The organism is Thioclava sp. PTB-PU3-1 (assembly GCF_055666785.1).
In genome coordinates this window covers 59,794-84,502 of record NZ_JBVNVL010000009.1, presented here as the reverse complement: position 1 = coordinate 84,502, position 24,709 = coordinate 59,794, and the positions used below count along the sequence as shown (strand labels likewise).

Genomic DNA, 24,709 nt, shown 5'->3' with positions numbered 1-24,709 from the left:
GAACGCCGATGACCGAATTTAGCTCTGTCACCCATCCGGTCCTGCCGCTGCGCGACATCGTGGTTTTCCCCCACATGATCGTGCCGCTCTTCGTCGGGCGCGAGAAATCCGTGCGCGCACTGGAAGAGGTGATGGCGGAAGACCGTCAGATCTTGCTCGCAAGCCAGGTCGATCCGTCGCAAGACGACCCCGATACGGACGGGATTTTCCGCGTTGGTGTGCTCGCCAACGTGCTGCAACTGCTGAAACTGCCCGATGGCACCGTGAAGGTGCTGGTCGAGGGCAAGAGCCGCGTGCGCATCACCGATTTCGTCGAGAATGACGACTATTTCGAGGCGAATGCCGAACCTCTGATCGAAACCGAGGGCGACGTGGAGACCATCCGCGCTCTGCTGCGCTCGGTCGCCGAGGAGTTCGAGCGCTACGCGAAGATCAAGAAGAACATCCCCGAAGAGGCGCTGTCGGCCGTGGCCGATGCGACCGAAGCGGACAAGCTGGCCGATCTCGTCTCGGGCCATCTGGGGCTGGAAGTGGCCCAGAAGCAGGAGCTTCTGGAAACGCTCGACGTCTCCGAACGGCTGGAGCGGGTCTACGGGCTCATGCAGGGTGAGGTCTCGGTTCTCCAGGTGGAGAAGAAGATCAAATCCCGCGTGAAAACGCAGATGGAGAAGACCCAGCGCGAGTACTACCTGAATGAGCAGATGAAGGCCATTCAGAAGGAACTCGGCGATGGCGAAGACGGCCAGAACGAGATCCTCGAGCTCGAAGAGCGCATCGAGAACACCAAGCTCTCGAAAGAGGCCAAGGAAAAGGCCGAGGCCGAGCTGAAGAAGCTCAAGTCGATGTCGCCGATGTCGGCGGAAGCCACCGTCGTGCGCAACTATCTCGACTGGATGCTGTCGATCCCGTGGGGCACCAAATCCCGCGTGAAGAAAGACCTCAGCAAGGCGGAGGCCGTGCTCGATGCCGATCACTACGGTCTCGAGAAGGTCAAGGAACGCATCGTCGAATATCTCGCGGTGCAGGCGCGCTCGGCCAAGCTCAAAGGCCCGATCATGTGCCTCGTGGGTCCGCCCGGCGTGGGTAAGACCTCGCTCGGCCGGTCTGTCGCCAAGGCAACGGGGCGCGAATTCATCCGCATCTCGCTGGGCGGCGTGCGCGACGAATCCGAGATCCGCGGCCACCGTCGGACCTATATCGGCTCGATGCCCGGCAAGATCATTCAGGCGCTGAAGAAGGCGAAAACCACGAACCCGCTCATCCTGCTCGACGAGATCGACAAGATGGGTCAGGACTTCCGTGGCGACCCGGCTTCGGCGATGCTTGAAGTGCTCGACCCCGAGCAGAATGCGACCTTCGTGGACCACTATCTCGAAGTGGAATACGACCTCTCGAACGTGATGTTCCTGACGACGGCGAACTCCTACAACATGCCGGGCCCGCTTCTGGACCGGATGGAGATCATTCCGCTCGCGGGCTACACCGAGGACGAGAAGGCCGAGATCGCCAAGCAGCACCTGATCCCGAAGCAGATCAAGGGTCACGGGCTGAAGAAGAACGAATTCGAACTGACCGACGGCGCGCTGACCGACGTGATCCGCTACTACACCCGCGAAGCGGGCGTACGGAATCTCGAGCGCGATATCGCGAAGCTCGCCCGGAAAGCGGTGACCGAGATCATCAAGTCGAAGGGTGCGACCAAGCACATCACCGTCGATGAGGCGAAGGTGGGCGATTACCTGGGCGTCAAGAAGTTCCGCTACGGTCTGGCCGAGAAGGAAGATCAGGTGGGCGTCGTGACCGGCCTTGCCTGGACCTCCGTGGGCGGCGACCTGCTGCAGATCGAAGCACTGCGCCTGCCGGGTAAAGGTCGGATGAAGACCACCGGTAAGCTGGGCGACGTGATGAAGGAATCGATCGACGCGGCATCCAGCTACGTCCGGTCGGTTGCGCCGCAATTCGGCATCAAGCCGCCGCGCTTCGAGAAGTGGGACATCCACGTCCACGTCCCGGATGGTGCGACGCCGAAAGACGGGCCCTCGGCGGGTCTGGCGATGGTGACCTCCATCGTGTCGGTGTTGACCGGGATCCCGGTGCGCAAGGATATCGCCATGACCGGCGAAGTCTCCCTGCGCGGGAACGCGATGCCGATCGGCGGCCTGAAAGAGAAACTGCTTGCGGCGCTGCGCGGCGGGATCACGACCGTCTTCATCCCCGAGGAGAATGAAAAAGACCTCGCGGATATCCCGGACAACGTGAAGGAGGGGCTGGAGATTGTGCCGGTCACTCACGTTCGCGAAGTCCTCGCCCGGGCGCTGGTTCGCCAGCCTGAGCCGGTCGATTGGGACGAAGAGGCCGAAGAGGCAGCAGCCGCTGCCGCCGCCGCGGCCAAATCGGACGGGCAGGGCGCAACCGCGCACTGATCGCCTTCGAATTGAAAACGAGAACGCCCGTCGCATATCGCGGCGGGCGTTTTTGCATTTGAACAGGTTTGCCCTTAACCTCTTCGTATTGCGATCAAAAAAGGAGCCGCCATGGCCAAGAGCCAGAAACCGAAATCGACCCGCAAGCCGCCCATCGCGACGCCCGAGGCGCCGCCGGCCTCCGCCGCGACGCTCACGCCCTCCACGCCTCATCCGGCGCCTGAGCCGAGCGAGGCGAAGGCGCTCGTGCGCAAGAGGAGCTTCGTGGATCGGGTGATGGTCGAGGCCGGCGTGAAGCGCGGCGAGGCGAAGGACATGTCGGAATCGGTCCTCAAGGTTCTGGGCGAGGCGCTCTCGGAAGGCGAGGAACTCAGCATCCCGCCGCTCGGCAAGCTGAAGATCAACCGCCAGTTCGAGAAGAACGGCGACGAGATCCTCGTGGTCAAACTGCGCCGCCCCTCGGGCATGCTCGAAGCGGTCGCGGCAGAGGCCAGCCCGGCGGAAAATGACCCCGCGCAGGACGCTGGAGATTTCGACGAAAACCCTCTTGCGGAGCCAGAAGAGGGGCGCTAAAAGCCCGCCACGGAGGGCGATTAGCTCAGTGGTAGAGCGCATCGTTCACATCGATGATGTCGGGGGTTCAAATCCCTCATCGCCCACCATCTTCCTACGAAGGCGCGTCTTGAATAGACGCGCCTTTGTCGTTTTCCGGTTAGTTTTCTGCGCCCTGCGGCGTCAGATTATGGGCCAGACAGCACGCCAGAGATGCGCGCCCCATGCGCAAGATGCGGAGGATGCGATGACCGAGACCACGCCGATGTCCGACGCCCGGCCCGACGAGGTGCTGCGCGTCTCCGATTGCCCGGACTGGCTGTATCTGCTGCGGGAATTCGACACGCTCTACCGGCACGGCTCGGCAGGCGGCAGCCGCCTGATCCGCAGCCATCGCAAACGGGTGCGCGATACGCTCTCGCAGATCATCGACACCAATCCCCCGGTGACGCCGCGCCAGCCGCAGCCGAAACCGGTGACAGCACATCTGTCGCGGGCGCTCGATCTGGGCGAGCGCGGCGCGGTCGCGGGAATGGCGCGGGCGCTCTCGCGCGTGACGGGGCAGCTGACTTGGGAATACGGCTACGAGAAAGTGCCGAAGGCGCTGGCGCGCAAATATGCCTATTGCGAGGTGCTGGGCCCGCGCGGACCGGTGGCTTCCGATCGGCTAGTGCTCGGATTCGTCCTCTTTGCGCCGCGCACGACCTATCCGCAGCACAGCCATAAGGAGATCGAGGAGAGCTATATCTCGGTCGCGGGTCCGTGGTCGGAGAACGATACCGCCGTGCATGCCCCCGGCTCGCTGATCCTGAACCGTCCCGATCATGAACACCGCATCACCACCGCCGATCTCGACCCCTGCCTGCTGGCCTATGCCTGGGTCGGACCGGAAGCGCGGCTGACCGCGCCGGGGATGAAACTTTCGTCGAACCGCAAGGCGCGGATGCGCGAGGGCATCTGAGGTCTTGATCCCCGCGCAAGGCGGAGCTAGAGGAAGGGCCGGGGGCGGTTAGCTCAGTTGGTAGAGCGCTTCGTTTACACCGAAGATGTCGGGGGTTCGAGCCCCTCACCGCCCACCATTCCCCCTTAAGTATAACGATATCAAAGTCTTGCGCCTCGTTGCGCGGCCGCGCTCAGATTCTGTTCGCGCATGGCTCTATGATATGCGCGCCACGATGCTACCTTTCCCTCAACCACAGGAAAGGAGCGCCTCAATGAGCTGGAACCCCGCCCTCGACCCCGAAATTCCGATTGGCGACGCCGTCGACGCCATTGAAACCGTCATCGCGCCGCGGGCGCGTGACCTTGGCGGATTCGAGGTGCGCCGCGCGCTCCCGTCCGCCGCGCGGCAGATGATCGGCCCCTTCATCTTCTTCGACCAGATCGGCCCGGTCGAATTCCTCTCGGGCCAACGCGGCATCGACATCCGCCCGCATCCGCATATCGGCCTCGCGACCGTGACCTACCTTCTGCAAGGCCGCCTGCATCACCGCGATTCGCTGGGCACCGATCAATGGATCACGCCGGGCGCGGTGAACTGGATGAATGCGGGCTATGGCATCACCCATTCCGAGCGCACCGACGGCAAGGTCCGCGACACCGGCCAGCATCTCGCGGGCATCCAGACCTGGGTCGCGCTGCCCGAGGAACAGGAAGAGGGGCAGGCGGCGTTCAAACATGTGGGCGCCGAGGCCCTTCCCGAACTGCAGGCCGAGGGCAAGACCGTTCGGCTCGTGCTTGGCGATGCCTGGGGCGCGCATGCGCCGATCGATCTGCCCTCCGAGATGTTCTACGCCGATGCGAATCTCGATCCGGGCGCGCAGCTCCCGCTGCCCGACAATCACGAAGATCGCGGCGTCTATGTGCTGCAGGGCTCTGTCACCGTGGCGGGCGAAACCTATGAGGAAGGCCGGATGCTGGTCTTCCGCCCCGGCGACCGGGTGTCGCTCAAGGCGGGCGGGCAGGGAGCGCGGCTGATCGTGTTGGGTGGCGCAACCATGGGCGGTCCGCGCTATATCTGGTGGAATTTCGTGGCCTCGTCGCGCGACAAGATCGACGCCGCAAAAGAGGCATGGCGCGCGGGCGACTGGGCGCATGGCCGTTTCCAGCTGCCGCCTGCCGACGATGCGGAGTTCATTCCCGCGCCGGAGCGGTGATTGCAGCCGTTGAAGAGGGGGCTCTGCCCCCGACCTTCGGTTTCCCCCGGGATATTTCTGCCAAGAGGAAGCAGAAAGCGCATCTCATCGGGGCGCGTGCGGGCGCGATAAATAAGGGTCGCGGGCGCGCACTGAGGAGCCGCGATTTGCTTGCCCGAACGGCAGGTGAAAATTCGTCGGTTTTTTGCTCTCAGGCCGCTTGACGGGGGCAGGTCGCCCGCGTAATACCCTCCCCACGCTCGGACGGCGATCCGGGCAGATGATGCGAGCGGTTGTAGCTCAGTTGGTTAGAGTACCGGCCTGTCACGCCGGGGGTCGCGGGTTCGAGCCCCGTCAACCGCGCCATCATCCGGATCGCCCCGAGCGCAGATGCGCGGTTGTAGCTCAGTTGGTTAGAGTACCGGCCTGTCACGCCGGGGGTCGCGGGTTCGAGCCCCGTCAACCGCGCCACTTTCCCCTCCTTTACGGTAAAGTTGCGTTTGTGAACCGCGCTACCATCGCTTATATCCGGGCGAAGTTTCGGGAGGAGCGCATGCGCTGGATCAAACAGGTTTTCGACCACATCACTCTTCTGCAGGCGGTGCTTTTCGCAGCACTGCTCGGTCTCGCGCCATTCACCCCAGAGCCACATATCTGGGAAAAGCTGAAAATGTTGGTGGCGGGCACGCTGGTGCGTCCGATCGACTGGTTCGATCTGGTGATGCATGGGCTGCCGTGGATCGTGCTGGCGGTGAAGCTGGCGCAATGGGTGAAGACGGGACAGACCGGGAAATCCGGTAGAGGTGCGCAATGAAAGACGACATGGACGCCAAGGGGCTGATCGAGACGATGGGCGCGGCCGCGCGTGCGGCGAGCGCGGAGCTGGCCTTCGCCAGCGCCGAGGTGAAGCAAAAGGCGCTGGAAGCGGCCGCCGATGCGGTGCTCGCGCGCAAGGGCGACATCATCACCGCCAATGGCGAGGATATGGCCTACGGCGCCGAGAAGGGGCTGAGCCCTGCGATGATGGACCGGCTGATGCTGGACGACGCGCGGATCGAGGCGATTGCCAAGGGTTTGCGGGCGGTGGCTGCGCAGCGCGATCCGGTGGGCGACACGATCGCGGAATGGGACATGCCCTCGGGGCTGCATATCAAGCGCGTGCGCACGCCGCTCGGTGTGATCGGCGTGATCTATGAATCGCGGCCCAATGTGACGGCGGATGCTGGCGCGCTCTGTCTGAAATCGGGCAATGCGGTGATCCTGCGCGGCGGCTCGGAGAGCTTCCATTCCAGCCGCGCGATCCATGCCTGCCTGCTCGAAGGTCTGCGCGCCGCGGGCCTGCCCGAAGCGGCGGTCCAGCTTGTGCCGACCCGAGACCGCGCCGCCGTGGCCGAGATGCTGCGCGCGACCGAATTCATCGACGTGATCGTGCCGCGCGGCGGCAAGGGGCTCGTCGGGTTGGTGCAGGCGGAGGCGCGCGTGCCGGTCTTCGCGCATCTCGAAGGCATCTGCCATATCTATGCCGACGGGGCTGCCGATCTGGAGCAGGCGCGGGCCGTGGTGGTGAACGCCAAGACCCGGCGCACCGGGATTTGCGGTGCGATGGAATGTCTGCTGATCGACCGCGCCTTCTGGGACACCCATGGCGGCGTACTGATCGAGGATCTGCTCAAGGCAGGCGTCGAGGTGCGCGGCACCGGGGAGCTCTTGTCGATCGAGGGCGTCACCGAGGCGAGCGCGGAAGATTTCGGGCGCGAATTCCTCGATATGATCTGCGCGGCGAAGATCGTGGACGGCGTGGATGGCGCGATCGAACATATCCGCCGCTATGGCAGCCAGCATACGGAATCGATCCTGACCGAAAATGACGCCGCCGCCGACCGCTTCTTTGAGCGGCTCGACAGCGCGATCCTGATGCGCAACGCCTCGACCCAGTTCGCCGATGGTGGCGAGTTCGGGATGGGCGCAGAGATCGGGATTGCGACCGGCAAGATGCATGCGCGGGGCCCGGTGGGCGCCGAGCAACTGACCTCGTTCAAATATCTTGTGACGGGGCATGGCACGGTGCGCCCCTAAGGCGCACCGAACATCCCTGAGCGCTCAGAACGCGATCGTGCCGCCCTCGGTGTCGACCGACCAGTCGAGCCTGCGACCCTGCCGCGCCGCCTCGCGCGGCAGCATCGCGAATTGCACCCGCGCGGGCGTCAGCTCCATCTGGGCGCCATCGAGCACGGCGAAAAATTCCCGGTTAGGCCGTGCTTTTTCGGACCGCGCGGTGATCATCCAGCCATCGCCGCAGGGCAGCGCGCGCAGCGTGCCGCCGAAGGGCAGCGCGGTCTCCAGGCAGAGCATCGCGAGAAACGCCAGCTTCACCTCGGTGCGCGGCGCATCGCCCGGCACTTTCCACTCGTAGTCCAGACGGCTCTGCGCCGATAATTCGCCCAACAAACCGGAGACTTCCGCCTCGCCAAGCTGCTGTTCAGCGCCTGCCCGCCCGAAAGCCACCCGGAAGAACTTGACGCGCGCATTCGCCGCCGCCACGCTTTGGGCGATCAACTCGACCTCGGGCCCGGGCGCATCGCTCGTCATGGTGAGCAATTCGACCCCATTGCCGATCGCCCCGATCGGGCTGATAAGGTCATGACACAGGCGCGAGCCCACAAGGGCGGTCAAATCATCGTCGTCCGTACCGGCATTGGCGGTCTCGAATGGCATTAAACTCTCCAATAGGTGAAATGTGATCTATGAAATTCTCGAACCCGGCATGCTGGTCAGAAACCCGGCCCAGCCCGACTGGGGCACCGGACAGGTTCAATCGCGTATCGGCGAAAAAGTGACGGTAAATTTCGAGCATCAAGGCAAGCTTGTCCTGGACGGGCGGCGGGTCGCGCTGGAATTGGTTTTCTCTGAACAAAGTTGACGAATGGTTAACAGCTTCGTGAGGTCGTGTGGGAAACCTTCAACCTTGGGATGTGGCGATTGAACCCTCCGTGATGCGCCGATGACACGGCGCGCACCGCGCGATATTGCCAATCCGGGCGCGGCTTTCTAAACCGGGCCAGCGAAGATCGGCAGGAGGACGCCCGTGATCGACAGCGCCGCATTCGAAATCAGGCTGGCCCGTGATGCCGCCGATCTCGTGGCGTCGCAGCGGCTCCGTTATCGCGTTTTCGTCGAAGAGCTCGGCGGCGGCGGTGAAACGGTCGATCACGAAAACCGTCTGGAAAGCGACCGGCTCGACCCGGTCTACGATCACCTGCTGCTGGTCGATCCGGCACGCGCGGAAGGCGAGCATGTGGTGGGGGCCTATCGGCTTCTGCCCTCCGATCGGCTGGAACGGGCGGGGCAGTTCTATTGCGACAGTGAATATGACCTCGCGCCGCTGATCGGCACGGGGCGCAAACTCTTGGAGCTGGGCCGCTCCTGCGTCGATCCGGACTATCGCGGCGGGGCGGCGATGCTGCTTTTGTGGAACGCGCTCGCCGATTACGTGCTGGCCCATGACATCGAGATTCTCTTCGGCGTGGCCTCCTTCCACGGCACCGATGCCGAGATGCTTAAAGCGCCGCTCTCCTGGTTGCATCACCATCATCTTGCGCCCGAACATATGCGCCCGCGCGCACGGCCCGAAGCCTATCAGCCGATGGACCTCGTGCCCGAGGAGGCGCTGGATCGGCGCGCGGCTCTGGCTCAGATGCCCAATCTGATCAAGGCCTATCTGCGGCTTGGCGGTTTCGTGGGCGAGGGCGCGTTCATCGACCGTCCCTTCAACACCACCGATGTCCTTTTGCTGATGGATACCAAGGCGATGAGCGACAAGCATCGCAGCTTCTACACCCGCCGTTTCGAGGGCCGCGCGTGAGCTGGATCGAGGACGAGCCCGATCCCAAACCGCTTGGCGCGCTCGATTGGACGCGGGCTGTGTTGCGCGGTCTGTTCTGGGGGTTGATGCTGCTGATCGGGCTGATCGTGCTGCTACTGGTGCGGCTGGTGGAGCGCCCGGTTCACGGGCCGGCGCGGCCCTGGACGCCGTGGATCACGCAGGCGGTCTGCCGGATGAGCTTCCCGATCCTTGGGCTCTCGTACAGCGTTACCGGGCGTCCGATGACCAAGATCGGCGCGGTGGTCGCCAATCACGGATCGTGGCTCGATATCTTTGCGCTCAACGCCTGCCAGCGGATTTATTTCGTCTCCAAGGCCGAGGTCGCCAATTGGCCCTTCGTCGGCTGGCTCGCCCGCGCAACGGGTACGGTCTTCATCAAGCGCGACCCGCGTGAGGCCAAGACGCAGCAGGGCCTGTTCGAGGATCGCATCCGCGCGGGCCATCACCTGCTGTTCTTCCCCGAAGGCACGTCGACCGATGCGCGCCGGGTGCTACCCTTCAAGCCGACGCTGTTTCAGGCCTTCTACAGCCACGGGCTGGAGCGCGTGATGCAGATCCAGCCGGTCACCGTCGTCTACACGCCCCCCGCGGGCGAGGACGTGCGGTTCTACGGCTGGTGGGGCGATATGGGCTTCGGGCCGCATCTGATAAAAGTGTTGGCCCAGAAGCGGCAAGGATCGGTCGAGGTGGTGTTCCACATGCCGCTTTCGGTCTCCGACTATCGCTCGCGCAAGGAGCTTGCATGGGCGGCGGAAAGCGCCGTGCGCCGCGGCCTGCCTTACGAGATCGCGCGCGCCCGGTAATAGGCCAGAACGTAGAGGCGGATTGCCGTGGCAAGGCCCGTCTCGGTGCCGCGATCCACATCAATTTCGGCTGCCAACTCGTTGAGGCCAAGGTTTTTTTCGGTCGCGATGTCGCGGAAGGCGCGCCAGAATTCGTCCTCCAGCGTGACCGAAGTGCGGTGCCCGCCCAGCGTCAGGGAGCGTTTCTTCGGTCTGCTCATTCGTCATGCTCGCGCTGATGCCCGTCGAGATCGCGCCGCTCTTTCGTGGCACGGCTTTCCTGCAGCGTCTTCTCGGCCTTGCTACGTCCGAATTTCTCAGCGTTCACAGAGCCTTGCTCGCGTTTCTTCACGCGGGCCTGCTGTTTGCGAAACTGGTTGAGATTGGTAACCTTGCTCATAAGCAAAGAGTGCCACAGCCGACCGGATCGGGAAAGGGGCTTGGGCGCGCCCGCATGAGGCGCGCCCGAAAGGTTTATTCGACTTCGACCAGCGCGTGGCGCTTCTTGCCCGCGCTCAGCTTCACCGGGGTCTCCAGATCGGCGGCGGTGAACATGCGGCCCGGATCGGCGCAGGTCTCGTCATCGACCTTGAGCGCGCCTTCCGCGATCAGCCGCTTGCCGTCCTTGCCCGATTTCGCAAGCCCCGAGCGCACGACGAGCTGCGCAAGGCTGATCCCGTCGCCCAGCTCCTCGACCGTCAGCGTCAGGGTGGGCAGATCGTCGCCCACGCCGCCCTTCTCGAAGACCTCGCGCGCGGTCGCCTCGGCGGCATGCGCCGCGTCCCAGCCGTGGCAGAGCGCTGTGACCTCGTTGGCCAGACGCACCTTCGCCGCGTTGATCTCGGAGCCTTCCAGCGCACCCAGACGCTCGCATTCCGCCACCGGCAGCTCGGTATAGAGCTTCAGGAAGCGGCCCACATCGGCGTCGGTCGTGTTGCGCCAGAACTGCCAGAACTCGTAAGGGCTCAGCATGTCCGAGTTCAGCCAGATCGCGCCGCCCTGGCTCTTGCCCATCTTGCGGCCGTCCGAGGTGGTCAGAAGCGGCGAGGTCAACCCGTAGATCTCGTGATCGAGCACACGGCGCGTCAGGTCGATCCCGTTGACGATATTGCCCCACTGGTCCGATCCGCCCATCTGCAGCAGGCAGCCGTAGCGGCGGTTCAGTTCGAGGAAGTCATAGGCCTGCAGGATCATGTAGTTGAATTCGAGGAAGGACAGCGATTGCTCGCGATCGAGCCGCGATTTCACGCTCTCGAAGGACAGCATCCGGTTGACCGAGAAATGCCGCCCGATATCGCGTAGAAATTCGAGGTAGTTCAGCCCGTCGAGCCATTCCGCGTTGTTCAGCATGAGCGCATCGGTCGGTCCGTCGCCGTAATCGAGGTATTTCGCGAAGACCTGCTTCATCCCGGCGATGTTTTCATCGATCGCTTCGGGCGTCAGCAGCGGGCGCTCATCGGAGCGGAACGACGGGTCGCCGACCTTCGTGGTGCCGCCGCCCATCAGGGTAATCGGCTTGTGGCCGGTCTTTTGCAGCCAGCGCAGCATCATGATGTTCAGCAGGTGGCCGACATGCAACGACTTCGCCGTCGCATCATAGCCGATATAAGTCGGCACGACCCCCTTCGCCAAAGCCTCGTCCAGCCCCTGATAATCCGTGCAGTCGGCCAGAAAGCCCCGCTCGATCATCACGCGCATGAAGTCTGATTTCGGATGGTAGGTCATCGTGCTTGTTCCTTTCGTCTGAGCGTGCGTATATCGGGGCAGGCGACGAGAGGGAAGCCATGTTGAAATCCGGGCCGGTCTGGGCAGTTGGCGCCATGTCGGGCACGTCCTTGGACGGGGTGGACGCGGCGCTCGTTTTGACCGACGGAACCCGCATTCTCGATTTCGGCCGCAGCGACTATCGCCCCTATACCGAGGCCGAGCGCGCGACGCTCCACGCAGCTCTTGGGCATTGGCCCGGCGAGCCGGGGGTGGAGGACGCCTGCGAGGTGGTCGAGACCGCCCATGCCGAACTGCTCAGCGGATTGGGAGAGGCGCAAGTCGTGGGCTTTCACGGCCAGACGCTCGCCCATGATCCCTACGGGATGCAGGGCCCGCGCCGCACCCATCAGGCAGGCGACGGCTCGGTTCTGGCCGAGGTGCTGTCGCGCCCCGTGGTCTGGGATTTCCGCTCCACCGACGTGGAGATGGGCGGGCAGGGCGCGCCGCTCGCGCCGTTCTTCCATTTCGCCTGCGCGAAATACGCCAAGCTCGACGCGCCGGCTGTGTTTCTGAACCTCGGCGGCGTCGGCAATGTCACCTGGGTCGATCCGCGCCAACCCTCGGCAGAGGTGCCCGGCGCGGTGCTGGCTTTCGACACCGGCCCCGCCAACGCGCCGATCAACGACTTGATGCGGCTCCGGCGCAAGGCCGAGTTCGATGCGGGCGGGGAATTGGCGCTCGCGGGCACGGTCGACGAGGCCATGGTCGAGGCCTTCCTGACGCATCCCTATTTCCTGAAAATGCCGCCGAAATCGCTCGATCGGAACGATTTCCACGACATCCTGACCCGCGTCGCGGAACTCGATGACGCGGATGCCGCGGCCACCCTGACAGCCTGCGCGGCCGCTTCGGTCGCGCGCGCGGGCGAGCATTACCCGACGCCGCCCAAGGCTATCTATGTCTGCGGCGGCGGGCGGCTCAACACCGCGCTTATGGTGGCATTGCAGCGGCGCATGAACGTGCCGGTGCAGCCGGTCGAGGATATCGGGCTCGACGGCGACATGCTTGAGGCGCAGGCCTTCGCCTATCTCGCGGTGCGGGTCGCGCGCGGCATGGCGACCTCAGGGCCCTCCACGACCGGGGTTCCGGCGCTGATCGGCGGCGGCAAGGTCTCGCGCCCCGGCTAAATTCACATCACTTGACGCCGATCATGCCGCGCCGCGGCGGACGGCGCTAGGATTAGCCTCAACGCAGAGGGTAATTATATGTCTCAAACTCCAACCGATCCCTGTCCTACGCCGCAGGCGCGCAAGCAGGCCCCGTTTTCGAACCGGGCCGCCGCGGTCTTCCTCGCGGGGCTCAGCTTCGTCGTCATGGTCATTTCCGGCCTCGTCGTCAGCATCGCGCCCTCGGGCCGGGTGGCGCGGGATATCGACTGGTCGCTCCTCGCGCTGAACCGCGCCGACTGGGAGCTTTTGCACTTCGCGATGGGGGTGCTCTTCATCTTCGCCGGTATCTGGCACATCAAGCTGCACTGGCCTGTGATCCGCAACCTGCTGTGGTCGGCAGCGGCGCAGACGCTGTGTCACCGGCGCGAACTGGCGCTGGCGGTCGGGCTGGTGGGTGCGGTGATCGTGCTGACGCTGCTCTGGTGGCCGCCGATTAGCTGGCTCGATCAGCTCTCGCGTTGGGCGAGCATCGGGCTCTGGTGATCAGCGGGGGATGTCGAAGCCTCTCGGGGCCAGCTCGAACCCCTCGAAGCGAAAGCCCGGCGAGACGGTGCAGCTGACAAGGCTCCACGCCCCGGTCGAGCGCGCCGATTGCCACTGGCCCGCGGGCACGATCCCCTGCGGTTGATCGCCGCCCAGCACGTCGGGGCCCAACAGCAGTTCCAGCACCGGCCCCGCCTCCTGCGGCGCGATATCGAGCTGCACCGGCGCGCCTGCGTGGAAATGCCAGATCTCGGTCGCGTCCACCCGGTGCCAATGGCTACGCTCGCCCGCTTTGAGCAGGAAGTAGATGCAGGTGCCCGAAGGACGCGCGCCGTCTGCGGCCTCGGCTTCCCAAGTCTGGCGGTAATGCCCGCCCTCGGGATGGGGCGCGAGGCCGAGGGCTTCGATGATCGCGTCGGCCTCACTCATGCGAAAAGCTCCTTCGCCAGCGTCTCGAAATCGGGCGCGATCGCGTCCCATTCCTCGCTCGCCACAAGGTCCTTGTCCTGAGCGGGCCCGTATTCGGTGGGACGCGGCACGAAAGCGGTCTTCAGCCCCAAGGGCCGGGCGGCTGCGAGATCGTCGTTATGGGCGGCCACCATCATCACCTCTTCGGGCGGCAGTCGCAGCGCGGCGCAGGAGGCCAGATAGACCTCGGGCTTCGGCTTGTAGTCGCGGGCGATATCTGCGCCGAGGATGCAATCCCACGGCAGCTCCGCATGGCGCGCAAGCCGCGTCATCAGCGCGATGGACCCGTTGGAGCAGGGCGCGATGATCGCATGACGCTTCAGCGCGTGAAGGCCGCCGACCACATCGGGCCACGGGTTCAGCCGCTCCCAGACATGCGAGAGGCTATCGGGCGCCGAGACCGCGAAGCGCTTGGCCACCCGGTGCAGGTTCTCGCGATGCAGATCGTCGAGCGCCACATAGCCGCGCCCGCCGTCGCGGATACGCCGCATCGCAGGATCGTATTCGGCGCGCCACGCATCGGCGAAGGCGAGGGAATCGATCCCGGGAAAGGCAATTTCCACCTCATGCGCGACCGAGTTGCGCCAATCGACACAGGTGCCGAACACATCGAAAATCAGAGCCTTGATCATGGCTCGACAGTGACGCGGATCGCGGCGCGGCGCAATCGCCCCTTCGGCTTGGCTCAAATATCCTCGCCGAAGGCGAAACGAAAACCCCCGGCGAAGCGCGTGCTCCGCCGGGGGCTTGGGTATCTCATTTCAAAACGCGCTTAGCGCAGGATCGAGCGCCCCGCATATTCCGCAGTCTCGCCCAGCGATTCCTCGATACGGATCAGCTGGTTGTATTTTGCGAGCCGGTCCGAACGGGCCAGCGAGCCGGTCTTGATCTGACCGCAGTTCGTGGCGACCGCGAGATCGGCGATGGTCGCGTCTTCGGTCTCGCCCGAACGGTGGCTCATCACGTTGGTGTAGCCCGCGCGATGCGCCATATCGACAGCCTGTAGCGTCTCGGTCAGGGTGCCGATCTGGTTGACCTTCACCAGCATCGAATTCGCGACGCCCTGCTTGATGCCATCGGCCAGACGCGTCGGGTTGGTCACGAAGAGATCGTCGCCCACCAGTTGCACCTTGTCGCCCAGACGCTCGGTCAGGAGCTTCCAGCCTTCCCAGTCGTCTTCCGCCATGCCGTCTTCGATCGAGATGATCGGATAGGCGCCCAGCAGCTTCTCGAGATAGTCGACATTCTCTTCCGAGCTCAGCGACAGGCCTTCGCCCTTCATCTCGTATTTGCCGTTCTTGTAATATTCGGTCGAGGCGCAATCCATCGCGAGGTAGATGTCCTCGCCCGGCTTGTAGCCCGCTTTTTCGATCGATTTCAGGATGATGTCGAGCGCGGCGGTGGTCGAGCTGAGTTCCGGCGCGAAGCCGCCTTCATCGCCCAGACCCGTCGTCATGCCTGCCGCCGAGAGCTCTTTCTTCAGCGTGTGGAACACTTCCGAACCCATGCGCACCGCGTCGCGGATATTGCCCGCCGAGACCGGCATGATCATGAATTCCTGGATGTCGATCGGGTTGTCGGCATGCTCGCCGCCATTGATGATGTTCATCATCGGCACCGGCAGGACGCGGGCCGAGGTGCCGCCGACATAGCGATAAAGCGGCAGGGTCGAGAAATCGGCAGCCGCTTTCGCGCAGGCGAGCGAGACGCCGAGGATCGCGTTGGCGCCGAGGCGGCCTTTGTTCTCGGTGCCGTCGAGTTCGATCATCGCGCGGTCGATCTCGACCTGCTCGGTGACGTCTTCGCCGACGAGGTTCTCCGCGATCTCGCCGTTCACGGCCATCACGGCTTCCAGAACGCCTTTACCCATGTAGCGGGCCTTGTCGCCGTCGCGGCGTTCGACCGCCTCATGCGCGCCGGTGGATGCGCCCGAGGGCACGGCCGCCCGGCCCATCGTGCCGTCTTCGAGGATCACGTCGACTTCGACGGTGGGGTTGCCACGGCTGTCGAGAATCTCGCGGGCGTGGATGTCGATGATGGTGCTCATGGGGGCGCTCTCCTCGGGCTCCGGTTGATGCTTGGCTAGGTGCATACACCCGTGCTGCGCCTGCGAAAAGGCCGTAAGGGCAATTTCTGGAAGAAATGTTACCGCTAACGGCGGCCTTCCCGGCGCAGTTTGGCCTGCCGCCACAGCGCGTAGAGGCCCGAGCCCACGATCACCGCCCCGCCAATGAGCGTCCAGCGATCCGGCGGCTCGGCGAAAACGAGGGTCGAAATCACGACGGCGAAGGCGAGGCGCGAATAGCGGAACGGCATGATGACCGCGATCTCGCCCAGCCGCACGGAGGCGATCAGCGCGTAGTAACCGACCGGCCCGATTGCGAGCGCGCCCGCAAGGTAGAGCCAATCCATCGGCTCGGGCGTGACGATCGGCTCGGGCAGGACCGCCAACAGCACCAACCCCAGTGGCAGCACGCAGAAGAAGCCCAGCGTCGCCACCTGCAGCGAGGTCACATCACGCGGCACGCGTCGCGTGGTCACGTCGCGCATCGACAGGCCGATGACCGCGCCGACCGCGAGAAGCGAGAGCATCGAGAATTCGTCCGTGCCGGGGCGGATCACGACCAACACGCCCAGAAAACCGATCAGAATGGCGGAGAGCCTGCGCCAGCCGACCCGCTCCTTGAGGAAGATCGCCGCGCCAAGCGTGGTCGCAAGCGGCGTCGCCTGATGGATCGCGGTCGCCTGGGCCAGCGGCGTGAAGGCCACGGCGGAGACGAAGAAGCCGGTGCCGACGATCTCGCCCAGATTGCGCAGCCAGAGCGCCGAGGACAGCAGCGAGCGGGTGAATATCCGTTCGCCTTTGAGCTTGGCGAGCACCGCGAAGATCGTCGCGCCGCCAAGCCCTACGGCGGCGAGAATTTGCCCCACCGGCCAGTCGCCCGCGAGCATCTTGATGAACATATCCTCAAGCGCGAACCCCGCCATCGCGAGGATCATCAGCATCGAGCCGCGCAGGTTGTCGTGGTCGGTGGGTTCGGGTGTCATGGGGCGCTCCTGACCGGATGGTCAAGGCCCACCTAGCGCGGGCGTGATCGGCCTTCAAGGCGCGTCACGAACTGGGATGCGCCCGGGTGACGATGCCGCCGATATCGGCCCAGATCGGCAGGTGATCCGAGGCCACCCGCGCCAGCGGCGTATCCAGCACGCCCTTGCGTACCACCCGCAGCCCCGGCGAGGTCACGATCCGGTCGAGCTGGCCGATCGGCGCGCGCGAGGGGTAGGTCGCGCCCGGCGCGTGGATGTGAAACCCGGTCAGCGCCTCGAACCCGTGCCGCGCGCGCCATTCGTTGAAATCGCCGATGGCGAGGGCGGGGTGCGGCTTCACCCCGGCCATGATCTCCGCGATCCGCGCCCATTGTGCGCGCCGATCCGTGCGCCGCAGCCCCAGATGCGCCGCGATCAGCAAGAAGGGTGCGCCGCTGTCGGGCGCGATATTCACCGCGATGGCGCCGCGTGGCTCGAGACCGGGCAGGGTGACCGGCTCGACCCCCAGCACCCGTGAGCCGCGCCGCACCAGCACGACCTGCCCATGCCAGCCCAGCGAGGCGGCGGTGGTCCGCGGCATGTCGTGGCGGATGAAGTCGGTCTCTTCCTCGATCAGCTTTTGCGGCAGCGCCGCCGGGCGCTCGCCCATGCGTTTGTCGACCTCCTGCAAGGCGATCACATCGGCATGCAGCGCGTTGATGACATTCACGACCCGCGCCGGATCATGCTTGCGGTCGGTCCCCACGCATTTGTGCAGATTGTAGGAAGCGATCCGAAGTGTCATTTTTATGAGTGCCTTACAGGGTGATCTTCATGTGCCGCAGAAAGTCCGATACACCCGTTCATCGGATTTCGGCGCGGCTTCATATGCGGCGTAACGCGGATCTTCCGCATAGGGGTCCGCAAGCGCGCCCATGAGAGTGTGAAGCGGGCCGTCATCGCCATCGACCGCCGCGGCGATCATTTCCTCGATCCGGTGATTGCGCGGGATGCGCAGCGGGTTCGCCGCGGCCATGACGGAGCGCGGATCGTCCTCACTGGCGATCCGCTTTTCCCAGCCCTCGCGCCAGAGATCGAAGGCCATCGGCTCGGTGAATTCCTTGCTCGCTGTCTTAGGATCGCGCCGCAACGCACTGAACACGCGCGTGAAATCGGCTTTCTCGGTCGACATGCGGTTCAGCAGATCCTCGATCAGTGGCAGATCGTCCTCGGTCGCTTCCGCGATGCCGATCTTGCGGCCCATCAGTCGCAGCCACTCGCGCTGATAGACGTCGATGAAGCTGTCGACCGCGGCGCTCGCCTGTTCGATGGCGGCATCGTCGTCCCCGATGAGCGGCATCAAGCAGGTCGCGAATTGCGCGAGGTTCCAGACCGCCACCTGCGGCTGGCGCGCATAGGCATAACGCCCTTGCTGGTCGATGGAGGAGAACACGCGCCCCGGATGGTAGTGGTCCATGAACGCGCAGGGGCCATAGTCGATCGTCTCGCCCGAAAGCGCCATATTGTCGGTGTTCATCACGCCGTGGATGAAGCCGATCGCCATCCATTTCGCGACCAACTCGCCTTGCTTCGCCGCGACCGCGTGCAACACCTCAAGCGGCGTTTCGCAATCTGGATAATGTCGCTCTTTCAGCGTATTGAGAAGCGTTCTTAATCCATCTTTGTCATTGCGCGCCGCGAAATACTGGAAGGTGCCGACGCGGATATGGCTGCGCGCGACGCGGGTCAGGATCGCACCGGGACGCCCCGAGGCGTCGCGCACCACCGTCTCGCCCGTGCGCACGGCGGCCAGTGCGCGCGTCGTCGGCACGCCCAGCTTCGCCATCGCTTCGCTGAGAACATATTCACGCAGCACCGGGCCGATCCACGCCCGCCCGTCAGAGCGGCCGCGCGAAAACGGCGTGCGTCCCGCGCCTTTCAATTGCAGATCGAACCTCGCGCCGTCCGGCGCCACGATCTCGCCCAGCAGCACCGCACGCCCGTCGCCCAGACGCGGCACGAAGCCGCCGAACTGGTGGCCCGCATACGCTTGCGCGATCGGCTCGGCACCCTCGGGCATCGTGTTGCCCGCCAGCATCGCGAGCCCCTCGGGGCTTTCCAGCCAATCGGCATCGAGCCCCAAACGCTCGGCAAGGTCGCGGTTCAGGATCACCAGTTCCGGCGCTTTCACCGGTTGGGGCGGCTGACGCTCGAAGAAGCTGTCGGGCAGGCGGGCATAGCTGTTATCGAAGGGAATGGTCATGGGGTCTCCTTGCCTCCCTATCTAAGCCGTGTGCCCGTCAATCCAATCCCCGCGCACGACCCGCAGCTCTCAATGGTCCATATCGGGCAGACCTTCGCGCGACAGCAGCACCGCCAATGGTCGCAGGCGCGGGCTTTGCGCACAGATGATCATCAGCGCCACCATGATCGGCACGGCGAGGAACATCCCCGGCAGCCCCCAGACCGCGCCCCAGAAGGCGAGCGAGATGATGATCCCGAAGCTCGACAGCCGCAGCGCATGGCCCATCAGCATCGGGTCGATCACGTTGCCGATCACGAATTGCAGGATGCCGACCGCGACCAGCACGGTGCCTGCGGTGTAGGGGTTCTGCGTCAGCACATAAACCGCGAGCGTCGCGATGACGGTTGCGATGATCGAGCCGATCGAAGGGATGAAGTTCAGCGCGAAGGTGATGATCGCGACGGGTAGCGCCAGATCGAACCCGCCCACGGTGAAGACGCCATAGACCGCGACGGCGGTGACCGCGCTGACGATGGCTTTCACCAGAAGGTAGTGGTTCACCCGGCGCATGATCGTGCCGACCATTCGCGCGATCCGCTCGGCGCTCTCGGAATCGCCCATCAGCGAGTTGAGCTTGGCGTCGAACCAGATCCGCTCGGCGAACAGGAAGCCCACGAAGAGAATGATCAGGATCGTGGCCGACAGCAGGTTCGAGGCCTGACCGGCCAAGGTGGTCAGATAGCCCGCCACCTGAATGCTCTGCATCGATTCCAGCACCGATTGCTCGACCTCGGGGCCCATCCAGCCGAAGAGCTGCGCGATTGCCTGCTGCGCCGGACCCGCATAGTTCAGCACCATCGTCACGACCGTGTTCACCTGAGAGATGAGCACCGCGCTCAGCGTCAGCAGCCCGCCCGCGATCAGCGCCAGCGCCACCAGCGACGCCAGACGCGGCGGAATCGAGACCGGCCCGATCCGCAACCGTCCGACCGCGTTGATCGCCTCGGAGGTCAGCGAAAACAGGATGATCGCAATGGCCAGAGAGATCAGGATGAACTTCGCCTGCACCATCAGGAACAGCGCCAGCGCGAAGGCGATGATGCCCAGAAGCACATTGGTGAGCGCACGCGGCTCGAACGCGCGCCCATCGATCAGGGCAGGGCGGCCCTCATCGGGAGTGTCCTTCATCTTCATCATCTTCCTGTGCCTGACCCTGACGGGGCCGTAACCGGTTTTTCTTATGCTAGGAGCCGCCGCGCAGGCGCGCAAGCGCCGAACCCGCGTGATTTCAGGGCTTTTTCATGACCTGCGCATTATTCCGGATCGGGTCTTGCATCCCGCCCGGATTTGCGGATAAACCCGCCGGCGGAGCGGTGGCCGAGTGGTCGAAGGCGCACGCCTGGAAAGTGTGTAGGCGGGGAACCGTCTCGAGGGTTCGAATCCCTTCCGCTCCGCCATTAACCCCAGTTTTCTCCAATTATACCCGCTTTGCGCAGGCCGCGCGTGACCTCTTTTCGGTCATGTCCACGCGGGCAGGCACGCCGCCCGCGTGTTCGGGTCACGTCAGCCCACCACGTTGAACGCGGGGCCGTAGGGATAGCCGGTGATGTCCTCGCCGCCGTCTTCAGTGATCACGAGGATGTCGTGCTCGCGGTAGCCGCCTGCGCCGGGCTGGCCCTCGGGGATTGTGAGCATCGGCTCCATCGAGATCACCATGCCGGGCTCCAGCACCGTGTCGATATCCTCGCGCAGCTCCAGCCCCGCTTCGCGCCCGTAGTAATGCGACAGCACCCCGAAGCTGTGGCCATAGCCGAAGGTGCGGTATTGCAGCAGATCACGCTCGGCGAAGAAAGCGTTGATCTTCTCCGTCACCTCCGCGCAGCTCGCACCGGGCTTCAACAGGCTCATCCCGTATTCATGGGCGGCGACATTCGCCTCCCAGATCGCGCGCGAGGCGTCGTCGACCTCGCCCACGAAGAGCGTCCGCTCCAGTGCCGTGTAATAGCCCGAGATCATCGGGAAGGTGTTCAGCGACAGGATATCGCCACGCTGCAACACGCGCCCCGTCACCGGGTTATGCGCGCCGTCGGTGTTGATGCCGGACTGGAACCAGACCCAGGTGTCGCGATACTCGGCCTCGGGAAAGCGCTTGGCGATCTCCAGCTCCATTGCGTCGCGGCCCGCCATCGCCACGTCGATTTCGCGCACACCTTCGCGGATCGCCTCGCGGATCGCGTAGCCACCCACATCGGCGACGGCCGCGCCTTGCCGGATCAGCGCGATCTCGGCGGGGGATTTGTGCATCCGTTGCCGCATCGTGGCCGGGGCGATGTCATGGGTCTGCGAGGGCTCGAGGAAATCCTGCAGGAGCGCCGCCTGCGCCAGCGTCAGGTGATCGGATTCGACGCCCAGAACGCGGCGTTTGCCCGTCACCGAGGCAATCGCGCGCCAGTAATTGTTCCGCGCCCAGTCGGTATAGGTGATGTTATCGCCATGGCAGCGCCGCCACGGATGCGCGGCATCGATCCCCGCCGAGATCGTCACGCTGTCGGTCGGTGTCACGACCAGCGCGTAAGGCCGCCCGAAAGCGCAGTACAGAAAGCCCGAGTAATAGGCGATATTATGCATCGAGGTGAACAGGCAGGCCTCAATGCCCGCTTCGGTCATCGCCGCGCGCAGACCCGCGAGCCGTGCGTCGTATTCGGTGGCGGCGAAGGGCAGGATGCGCTCGCCTTGGTGAAAGCGGTAAAAAGCAGGACGGTCCATCGGCACTCTTCCTTATCAGAGGCCACAGCGCGCCGAGGGACGATCTTCCCCCGTCGCGCGCTGCGACAAAGCAAGATCCCGGCGTGCAGGATGGGTGAGACAGGGCGGGCGCAAGCTGCGCCGGCGACGCCATCGCCTTCAGCCCTGCGCGGCAGATTGGGCGAAAATCTCCTCGCTGCCAAGTCCCCTCATTCCGTCGCGTGCGATTTGCTTTTTCACAAATCGGCGGAACCCGGCGCACGCATGAAACATTGATCGATCCGAGGGAACCCTGCCGAGACGTGCGGGGATTGGGCGCCCAGTCTCGTCAACCGACGCGATCCGGCGCACCAACAGAAAGGGAGACCAATGCACGATAAGATGCCGCAAGAACGGCTGTTCATATTCCCCAAGGTCCACAAGACGGTGTTCCTCGTCTCTGCGGTCCTCATCATCGGGTTCATCATCTTCGGCGCCATGTTCAGCGATCAGGCCAAGGCGCTCTTCACCGGTTTGCAGGACTGGCTCGCGACGAATCTAGGTTGGGCGCTGATCGTCGAGGTGAACCTATTCCTCGCCGCAACCGTCTTTCTCGCCTTCGGACCTTATGGCGATATCCGACTGGGTCGCATGACCGACAAGCCCGCTTACGGGCTTTTTTCATGGACGGCGATGCTGTTCTCGGCCGGGATCGGGATCGGACTGATCTACTGGGGCGTGGCCGAGCCTCTGTATCACTTCTTCGCCCCGCCCGTCGGTGAGGCGGAAACCCAAGCCTCCGCCCGGCAAGCGATGACCATCGCCTTCATGCACTGGGGCTTCCAGGCCTGGGCGATCTATGCGGTCGTGGCGCTGGCGCTGGCCTATTTCCACTTCCGCAAGGGCCTGCCGCTGACGATCCGCTCGGCGCTCTATCCGCTTCTGGGCGAGAAAATCTACGGGCCGTGGGGCTCCGCGGTCGATATTCTCGCGGTCTTCGGCACCATGTTCGGCATCGTGACCTCGCTGGGTCTGGGCGCGATGCAAATCAATTCGGGCCTCGGCACCGTCTTCGGCATCGACCAATCGCCCTTCGTGCAGATCATCATCATCGCCTGCATCACCGCGGCTGCGACCCTGTCGGTCGTGGCGGGCCTCGATGGTGGGATCAAGCGACTGTCGAACCTCAATATCGGCCTGTCGATAGTCTTCCTCGCCTTCATGGTGATCGTCGGCCCGACCATCTTCATCTTCGACCTCTTCGTCCAAAGCTATGGCGATTACATTGCGGAGCTCGTCAGCTGGGGCTCCTGGACCGAGGCGTGGCAGAAGGACGGCTCGTGGCAGAATAGCTGGACCATCTTCTACTGGGCGTGGTGGATTTCCTGGTCGCCCTTCGTGGGCGTCTTCATCGCGCGCATCTCGAAAGGGCGCACGATCCGCGAATTCGTGGTGGGCGTGATGCTGCTGCCGACGACGATCATGTTCTTCTGGTTCTGCGCCTTTGGCGGCACCGCGCTCGACATCTCGCTGGGCGGTGACAGCACTATCGTGGATGCGACGAAGAACGCCTATGGCGACGCGATGTTCGCGCTGCTCGAGCATTTCCCGCTGGCGAGCCTGATGTCGGGCTTCGCGGTGATCCTGATCGTGATGTGGTTCGTGACCTCCTCGGATTCGGGCTCCTTCGTGATCGACATGCTGACCGCGGGCGGCGATGCCGATCCGCCGAAGGTGCAGCGGATCTTCTGGGCGGTCACGGAAGGCGCGGTGGCTTCGGTGCTGCTGCTCGCAGGCGGGCTGAACGCGCTGCAGGCGGCGGCGGTCGTCGCGGGCTTCCCCTTCGCAATCGTGTGCTTCTTCATCCTCGTCGGATTGCTGAAGGCGCTGCGATGGGACCCCTTGATGCTCTATCGCCACAACCAGCGCTACCAGAGCGACGAAGAGGCCGATCACGCGATGCCCTCCGAGTTGCCGGGCGATCTCTACGGGGCCGATCCGACCCCGCCGCCGGCACCGCAAGGGGCGCAGGCCAACCCTGCGGAGTGATCGCAAGACCCATGACGAGAGAAGGCCGGGCCGCAGCGCCCGGCCTTTCCATGCGGCGCGTTGGCGGGGCCAGAGTGGCGTTAGGGATTTCTTAATCGTGTTGACGCAGCGTTAGTGGAGTTCCTAACGGACGGGTAAGGTCGATGAAGATTTCCCTGATTACTGCGGTCTATGACGCTGAGGACACCGTCGGCGATGCCATCGCCTCGGTCGCGCGGCAGAGCCACCGTAATCTCGAGCATCTTATCATCGAGGGGCGCTCGCACGACGGCTCTCTCGCGGCGATCGAGGCTGCGCGCCATTCTCGGATGATAGCTTTCAGCGAGGCCGATGGGGGCCTCTACGATGCGCTCAACAAGGGCATCGCGCGGGCGACGGGTGAGGTCGTGGGCTTCGTTCATGCCGATGACATGCTGGCTCATCGCGATGCGCTGGCCCATGTCGCCGCCGCCTTTGCCGATCCGCAGGTCGAGGCCGTCTTCGCCAATCTCGATTATGTCCTGCGCGGCGATCCGGATACTGTTATCCGGCATTGGGCCAATGGCGGCTTCACCCCGGCCAAGCTGCGCCGGGGCTGGGCGCCCGCGCATCCCACGCTCTACCTGCGCCGCGCCACCTATGCGCGGCTGGGAGGCTTTAACACCTCTTACCGGATCGCGGCGGATTATGACTTCATGCTGCGTGTCTTCAGCGCGCTCCAAGGTCGCGCGGTCTACCTGCCCGAGCTTCTCTACAAGATGCGGCTGGGCGGCGTCAGCAACCGCTCTCTGGCGCACCTGCGCTGCAAGATGGTCGAAGATTATCGGGCGATCCGCACCAATCATCTGGGCGGGCCTGTCTCGGCGCTCGGCGTGCTCGCGCGCAAGAACCTCTCCAAGCTGCGCCAGTTCGTCGAGCGTGACCAAGGCGCCACCACGCCCGCCGATCACGCCCTTTTGCTGGACGTGAACCCGCGCAAGGCCCTATAGCTTGGGGAAATGATCCGCGCTGGGGGCAGGGCGC

25 protein-coding genes and 5 tRNA genes are annotated in these 24,709 nt (G+C 64.5%); 18 read left to right on the top strand and 12 right to left on the bottom strand.

Annotated features, from left to right (window positions below):
- Nucleotides 1-8: 8 nt before the first annotated feature.
- The 10 genes from lon to ACZ7GB_RS18635 all read left to right on the top strand — a co-directional run bounded on the left by lon (nt 9) and on the right by ACZ7GB_RS18635 (nt 7,186).
- Entirely contained in the window at nt 9-2,423 is a 2,415-nt protein-coding gene (gene lon / locus ACZ7GB_RS18680; RefSeq protein WP_078523364.1) for an endopeptidase La, read from the top strand.
- Between the two features lie 111 nt (nt 2,424-2,534).
- On the top strand, nt 2,535-2,996 hold the full coding sequence (locus ACZ7GB_RS18675) for an HU family DNA-binding protein (protein ID WP_472159935.1): 462 nt from the start codon (nt 2,535-2,537) through the stop codon (nt 2,994-2,996).
- Between the two features lie 14 nt (nt 2,997-3,010).
- Nucleotides 3,011-3,085 (top strand) — tRNA-Val (locus ACZ7GB_RS18670).
- Nucleotides 3,086-3,222: 137 nt separating this feature from the next.
- Entirely contained in the window at nt 3,223-3,936 is a 714-nt protein-coding gene (locus ACZ7GB_RS18665) for a dimethylsulfonioproprionate lyase family protein (protein WP_472159933.1), read from the top strand.
- Between the two features lie 42 nt (nt 3,937-3,978).
- Nucleotides 3,979-4,054: transfer RNA gene (locus ACZ7GB_RS18660), tRNA-Val, on the top strand.
- Nucleotides 4,055-4,189: 135 nt separating this feature from the next.
- Nucleotides 4,190-5,131, top strand: a complete 942-nt coding sequence (locus ACZ7GB_RS18655) for a pirin family protein (protein ID WP_078539210.1) — start codon at nt 4,190-4,192, stop codon at nt 5,129-5,131.
- A 268-nt stretch (nt 5,132-5,399) separates the two neighbouring features.
- Nucleotides 5,400-5,476: transfer RNA gene (locus ACZ7GB_RS18650), tRNA-Asp, on the top strand.
- A gap of 28 nt (nt 5,477-5,504) precedes the next feature.
- Nucleotides 5,505-5,581: transfer RNA gene (locus tag ACZ7GB_RS18645), tRNA-Asp, on the top strand.
- Between the two features lie 82 nt (nt 5,582-5,663).
- Nucleotides 5,664-5,924: an RND transporter gene (locus ACZ7GB_RS18640; RefSeq protein ID WP_078541348.1), complete on the top strand. Its 261-nt coding sequence runs from the start codon at nt 5,664-5,666 to the stop codon at nt 5,922-5,924.
- Nucleotides 5,921-7,186 (top strand): glutamate-5-semialdehyde dehydrogenase, encoded by a 1,266-nt coding sequence (locus ACZ7GB_RS18635; RefSeq protein ID WP_472159932.1) that lies wholly within the window; start codon nt 5,921-5,923, stop codon nt 7,184-7,186. The genes ACZ7GB_RS18640 and ACZ7GB_RS18635 overlap by 4 nt, the downstream gene beginning before the upstream one ends.
- Nucleotides 7,187-7,210: 24 nt before the next feature.
- Here the strand turns inward: ACZ7GB_RS18635 and ACZ7GB_RS18630 are convergent, their stop codons facing one another.
- Nucleotides 7,211-7,825, bottom strand: coding sequence for a histidine phosphotransferase family protein (locus ACZ7GB_RS18630; protein ID WP_472159930.1), 615 nt, complete (start codon nt 7,823-7,825; stop codon nt 7,211-7,213).
- Between the two features lie 25 nt (nt 7,826-7,850).
- On the opposite strand from ACZ7GB_RS18630, the gene ACZ7GB_RS18625 reads away from it, so the two are divergent.
- The 3 genes from ACZ7GB_RS18625 (at nt 7,851) to olsA (ending at nt 9,796) form a co-directional block, all read left to right on the top strand.
- Nucleotides 7,851-8,030: a DUF3553 domain-containing protein gene (locus ACZ7GB_RS18625; protein ID WP_093477165.1), complete on the top strand. Its 180-nt coding sequence runs from the start codon at nt 7,851-7,853 to the stop codon at nt 8,028-8,030.
- A gap of 165 nt (nt 8,031-8,195) precedes the next feature.
- The gene (gene olsB, locus ACZ7GB_RS18620; RefSeq protein ID WP_246831917.1) at nt 8,196-8,972 is read left to right on the top strand and encodes an L-ornithine N(alpha)-acyltransferase; all 777 of its coding nucleotides are present in this window, start codon (nt 8,196-8,198) and stop codon (nt 8,970-8,972) included.
- Entirely contained in the window at nt 8,969-9,796 is an 828-nt protein-coding gene (gene olsA / locus ACZ7GB_RS18615; RefSeq protein WP_472159928.1) for a lyso-ornithine lipid O-acyltransferase, read from the top strand. The genes olsB and olsA overlap by 4 nt, the downstream gene beginning before the upstream one ends.
- Here the strand turns inward: olsA and ACZ7GB_RS18610 are convergent.
- The 3 genes from ACZ7GB_RS18610 to tyrS all read right to left on the bottom strand — a co-directional run bounded on the left by ACZ7GB_RS18610 (nt 9,772) and on the right by tyrS (nt 11,500).
- A complete protein-coding gene (locus tag ACZ7GB_RS18610) occupies nt 9,772-9,996 on the bottom strand; it encodes a ribbon-helix-helix domain-containing protein (RefSeq protein ID WP_078523132.1) in 225 nt (74 codons plus the stop codon). The genes olsA and ACZ7GB_RS18610 overlap by 25 nt on opposite strands.
- A complete protein-coding gene (locus tag ACZ7GB_RS18605) occupies nt 9,993-10,175 on the bottom strand; it encodes a DUF4169 family protein (RefSeq protein WP_078523133.1) in 183 nt (60 codons plus the stop codon). The genes ACZ7GB_RS18610 and ACZ7GB_RS18605 overlap by 4 nt, the downstream gene beginning before the upstream one ends.
- A 74-nt stretch (nt 10,176-10,249) precedes the next feature.
- Nucleotides 10,250-11,500, bottom strand: coding sequence for a tyrosine--tRNA ligase (gene tyrS, locus ACZ7GB_RS18600; protein ID WP_472159926.1), 1,251 nt, complete (start codon nt 11,498-11,500; stop codon nt 10,250-10,252).
- Between the two features lie 59 nt (nt 11,501-11,559).
- Between tyrS and ACZ7GB_RS18595 the strand changes: the two genes are divergently transcribed.
- Both ACZ7GB_RS18595 and ACZ7GB_RS18590 read left to right on the top strand, forming a co-directional pair.
- Nucleotides 11,560-12,669: an anhydro-N-acetylmuramic acid kinase gene (locus tag ACZ7GB_RS18595; protein ID WP_472159925.1), complete on the top strand. Its 1,110-nt coding sequence runs from the start codon at nt 11,560-11,562 to the stop codon at nt 12,667-12,669.
- A 78-nt stretch (nt 12,670-12,747) separates the two neighbouring features.
- On the top strand, nt 12,748-13,194 hold the full coding sequence (locus tag ACZ7GB_RS18590) for a DUF4405 domain-containing protein (protein WP_472159923.1): 447 nt from the start codon (nt 12,748-12,750) through the stop codon (nt 13,192-13,194).
- Here the strand turns inward: ACZ7GB_RS18590 and ACZ7GB_RS18585 are convergent, their stop codons facing one another.
- The 7 genes from ACZ7GB_RS18585 to ACZ7GB_RS18555 all read right to left on the bottom strand — a co-directional run bounded on the left by ACZ7GB_RS18585 (nt 13,195) and on the right by ACZ7GB_RS18555 (nt 20,122).
- On the bottom strand, nt 13,195-13,623 hold the full coding sequence (locus tag ACZ7GB_RS18585; RefSeq protein ID WP_078541337.1) for a cupin domain-containing protein: 429 nt from the start codon (nt 13,621-13,623) through the stop codon (nt 13,195-13,197). It lies immediately after the preceding gene.
- Nucleotides 13,620-14,294, bottom strand: coding sequence for a haloacid dehalogenase type II (locus ACZ7GB_RS18580; protein ID WP_472159922.1), 675 nt, complete (start codon nt 14,292-14,294; stop codon nt 13,620-13,622). The genes ACZ7GB_RS18585 and ACZ7GB_RS18580 overlap by 4 nt, the downstream gene beginning before the upstream one ends.
- A 140-nt stretch (nt 14,295-14,434) precedes the next feature.
- Nucleotides 14,435-15,709: a phosphopyruvate hydratase gene (gene eno / locus ACZ7GB_RS18575; protein WP_472159920.1), complete on the bottom strand. Its 1,275-nt coding sequence runs from the start codon at nt 15,707-15,709 to the stop codon at nt 14,435-14,437.
- Nucleotides 15,710-15,813: 104 nt separating this feature from the next.
- Nucleotides 15,814-16,710 (bottom strand): DMT family transporter, encoded by an 897-nt coding sequence (locus ACZ7GB_RS18570; protein ID WP_274962550.1) that lies wholly within the window; start codon nt 16,708-16,710, stop codon nt 15,814-15,816.
- 64 nt (nt 16,711-16,774) lie between these two features.
- Entirely contained in the window at nt 16,775-17,494 is a 720-nt protein-coding gene (locus ACZ7GB_RS18565) for an endonuclease/exonuclease/phosphatase family protein (protein WP_078523140.1), read from the bottom strand.
- Nucleotides 17,495-17,521: 27 nt separating this feature from the next.
- Entirely contained in the window at nt 17,522-18,952 is a 1,431-nt protein-coding gene (locus tag ACZ7GB_RS18560; RefSeq protein ID WP_472159918.1) for a protein adenylyltransferase SelO, read from the bottom strand.
- Between the two features lie 69 nt (nt 18,953-19,021).
- Complete coding sequence (locus ACZ7GB_RS18555; protein ID WP_078550739.1) at nt 19,022-20,122, bottom strand: AI-2E family transporter; 1,101 nt, start codon at nt 20,120-20,122, stop codon at nt 19,022-19,024.
- Between the two features lie 179 nt (nt 20,123-20,301).
- Here ACZ7GB_RS18555 and ACZ7GB_RS18550 point away from each other — a divergent pair.
- A tRNA-Ser gene (locus ACZ7GB_RS18550) sits at nt 20,302-20,391 on the top strand.
- 106 nt (nt 20,392-20,497) lie between these two features.
- Here the strand turns inward: ACZ7GB_RS18550 and ACZ7GB_RS18545 are convergent.
- Nucleotides 20,498-21,700, bottom strand: a complete 1,203-nt coding sequence (locus ACZ7GB_RS18545; protein WP_472159917.1) for a M24 family metallopeptidase — start codon at nt 21,698-21,700, stop codon at nt 20,498-20,500.
- Nucleotides 21,701-22,048: 348 nt separating this feature from the next.
- Between ACZ7GB_RS18545 and ACZ7GB_RS18540 the strand changes: the two genes are divergently transcribed.
- Nucleotides 22,049-23,707 carry a BCCT family transporter gene (locus ACZ7GB_RS18540; RefSeq protein WP_472159915.1) on the top strand — a complete coding sequence of 553 codons (1,659 nt, stop codon included), beginning with the start codon at nt 22,049-22,051 and terminating at the stop codon, nt 23,705-23,707.
- A 143-nt stretch (nt 23,708-23,850) separates the two neighbouring features.
- The gene (locus tag ACZ7GB_RS18535; protein ID WP_472159914.1) at nt 23,851-24,675 is read left to right on the top strand and encodes a glycosyltransferase family 2 protein; all 825 of its coding nucleotides are present in this window, start codon (nt 23,851-23,853) and stop codon (nt 24,673-24,675) included.
- Nucleotides 24,676-24,709 lie beyond the last annotated feature (34 nt).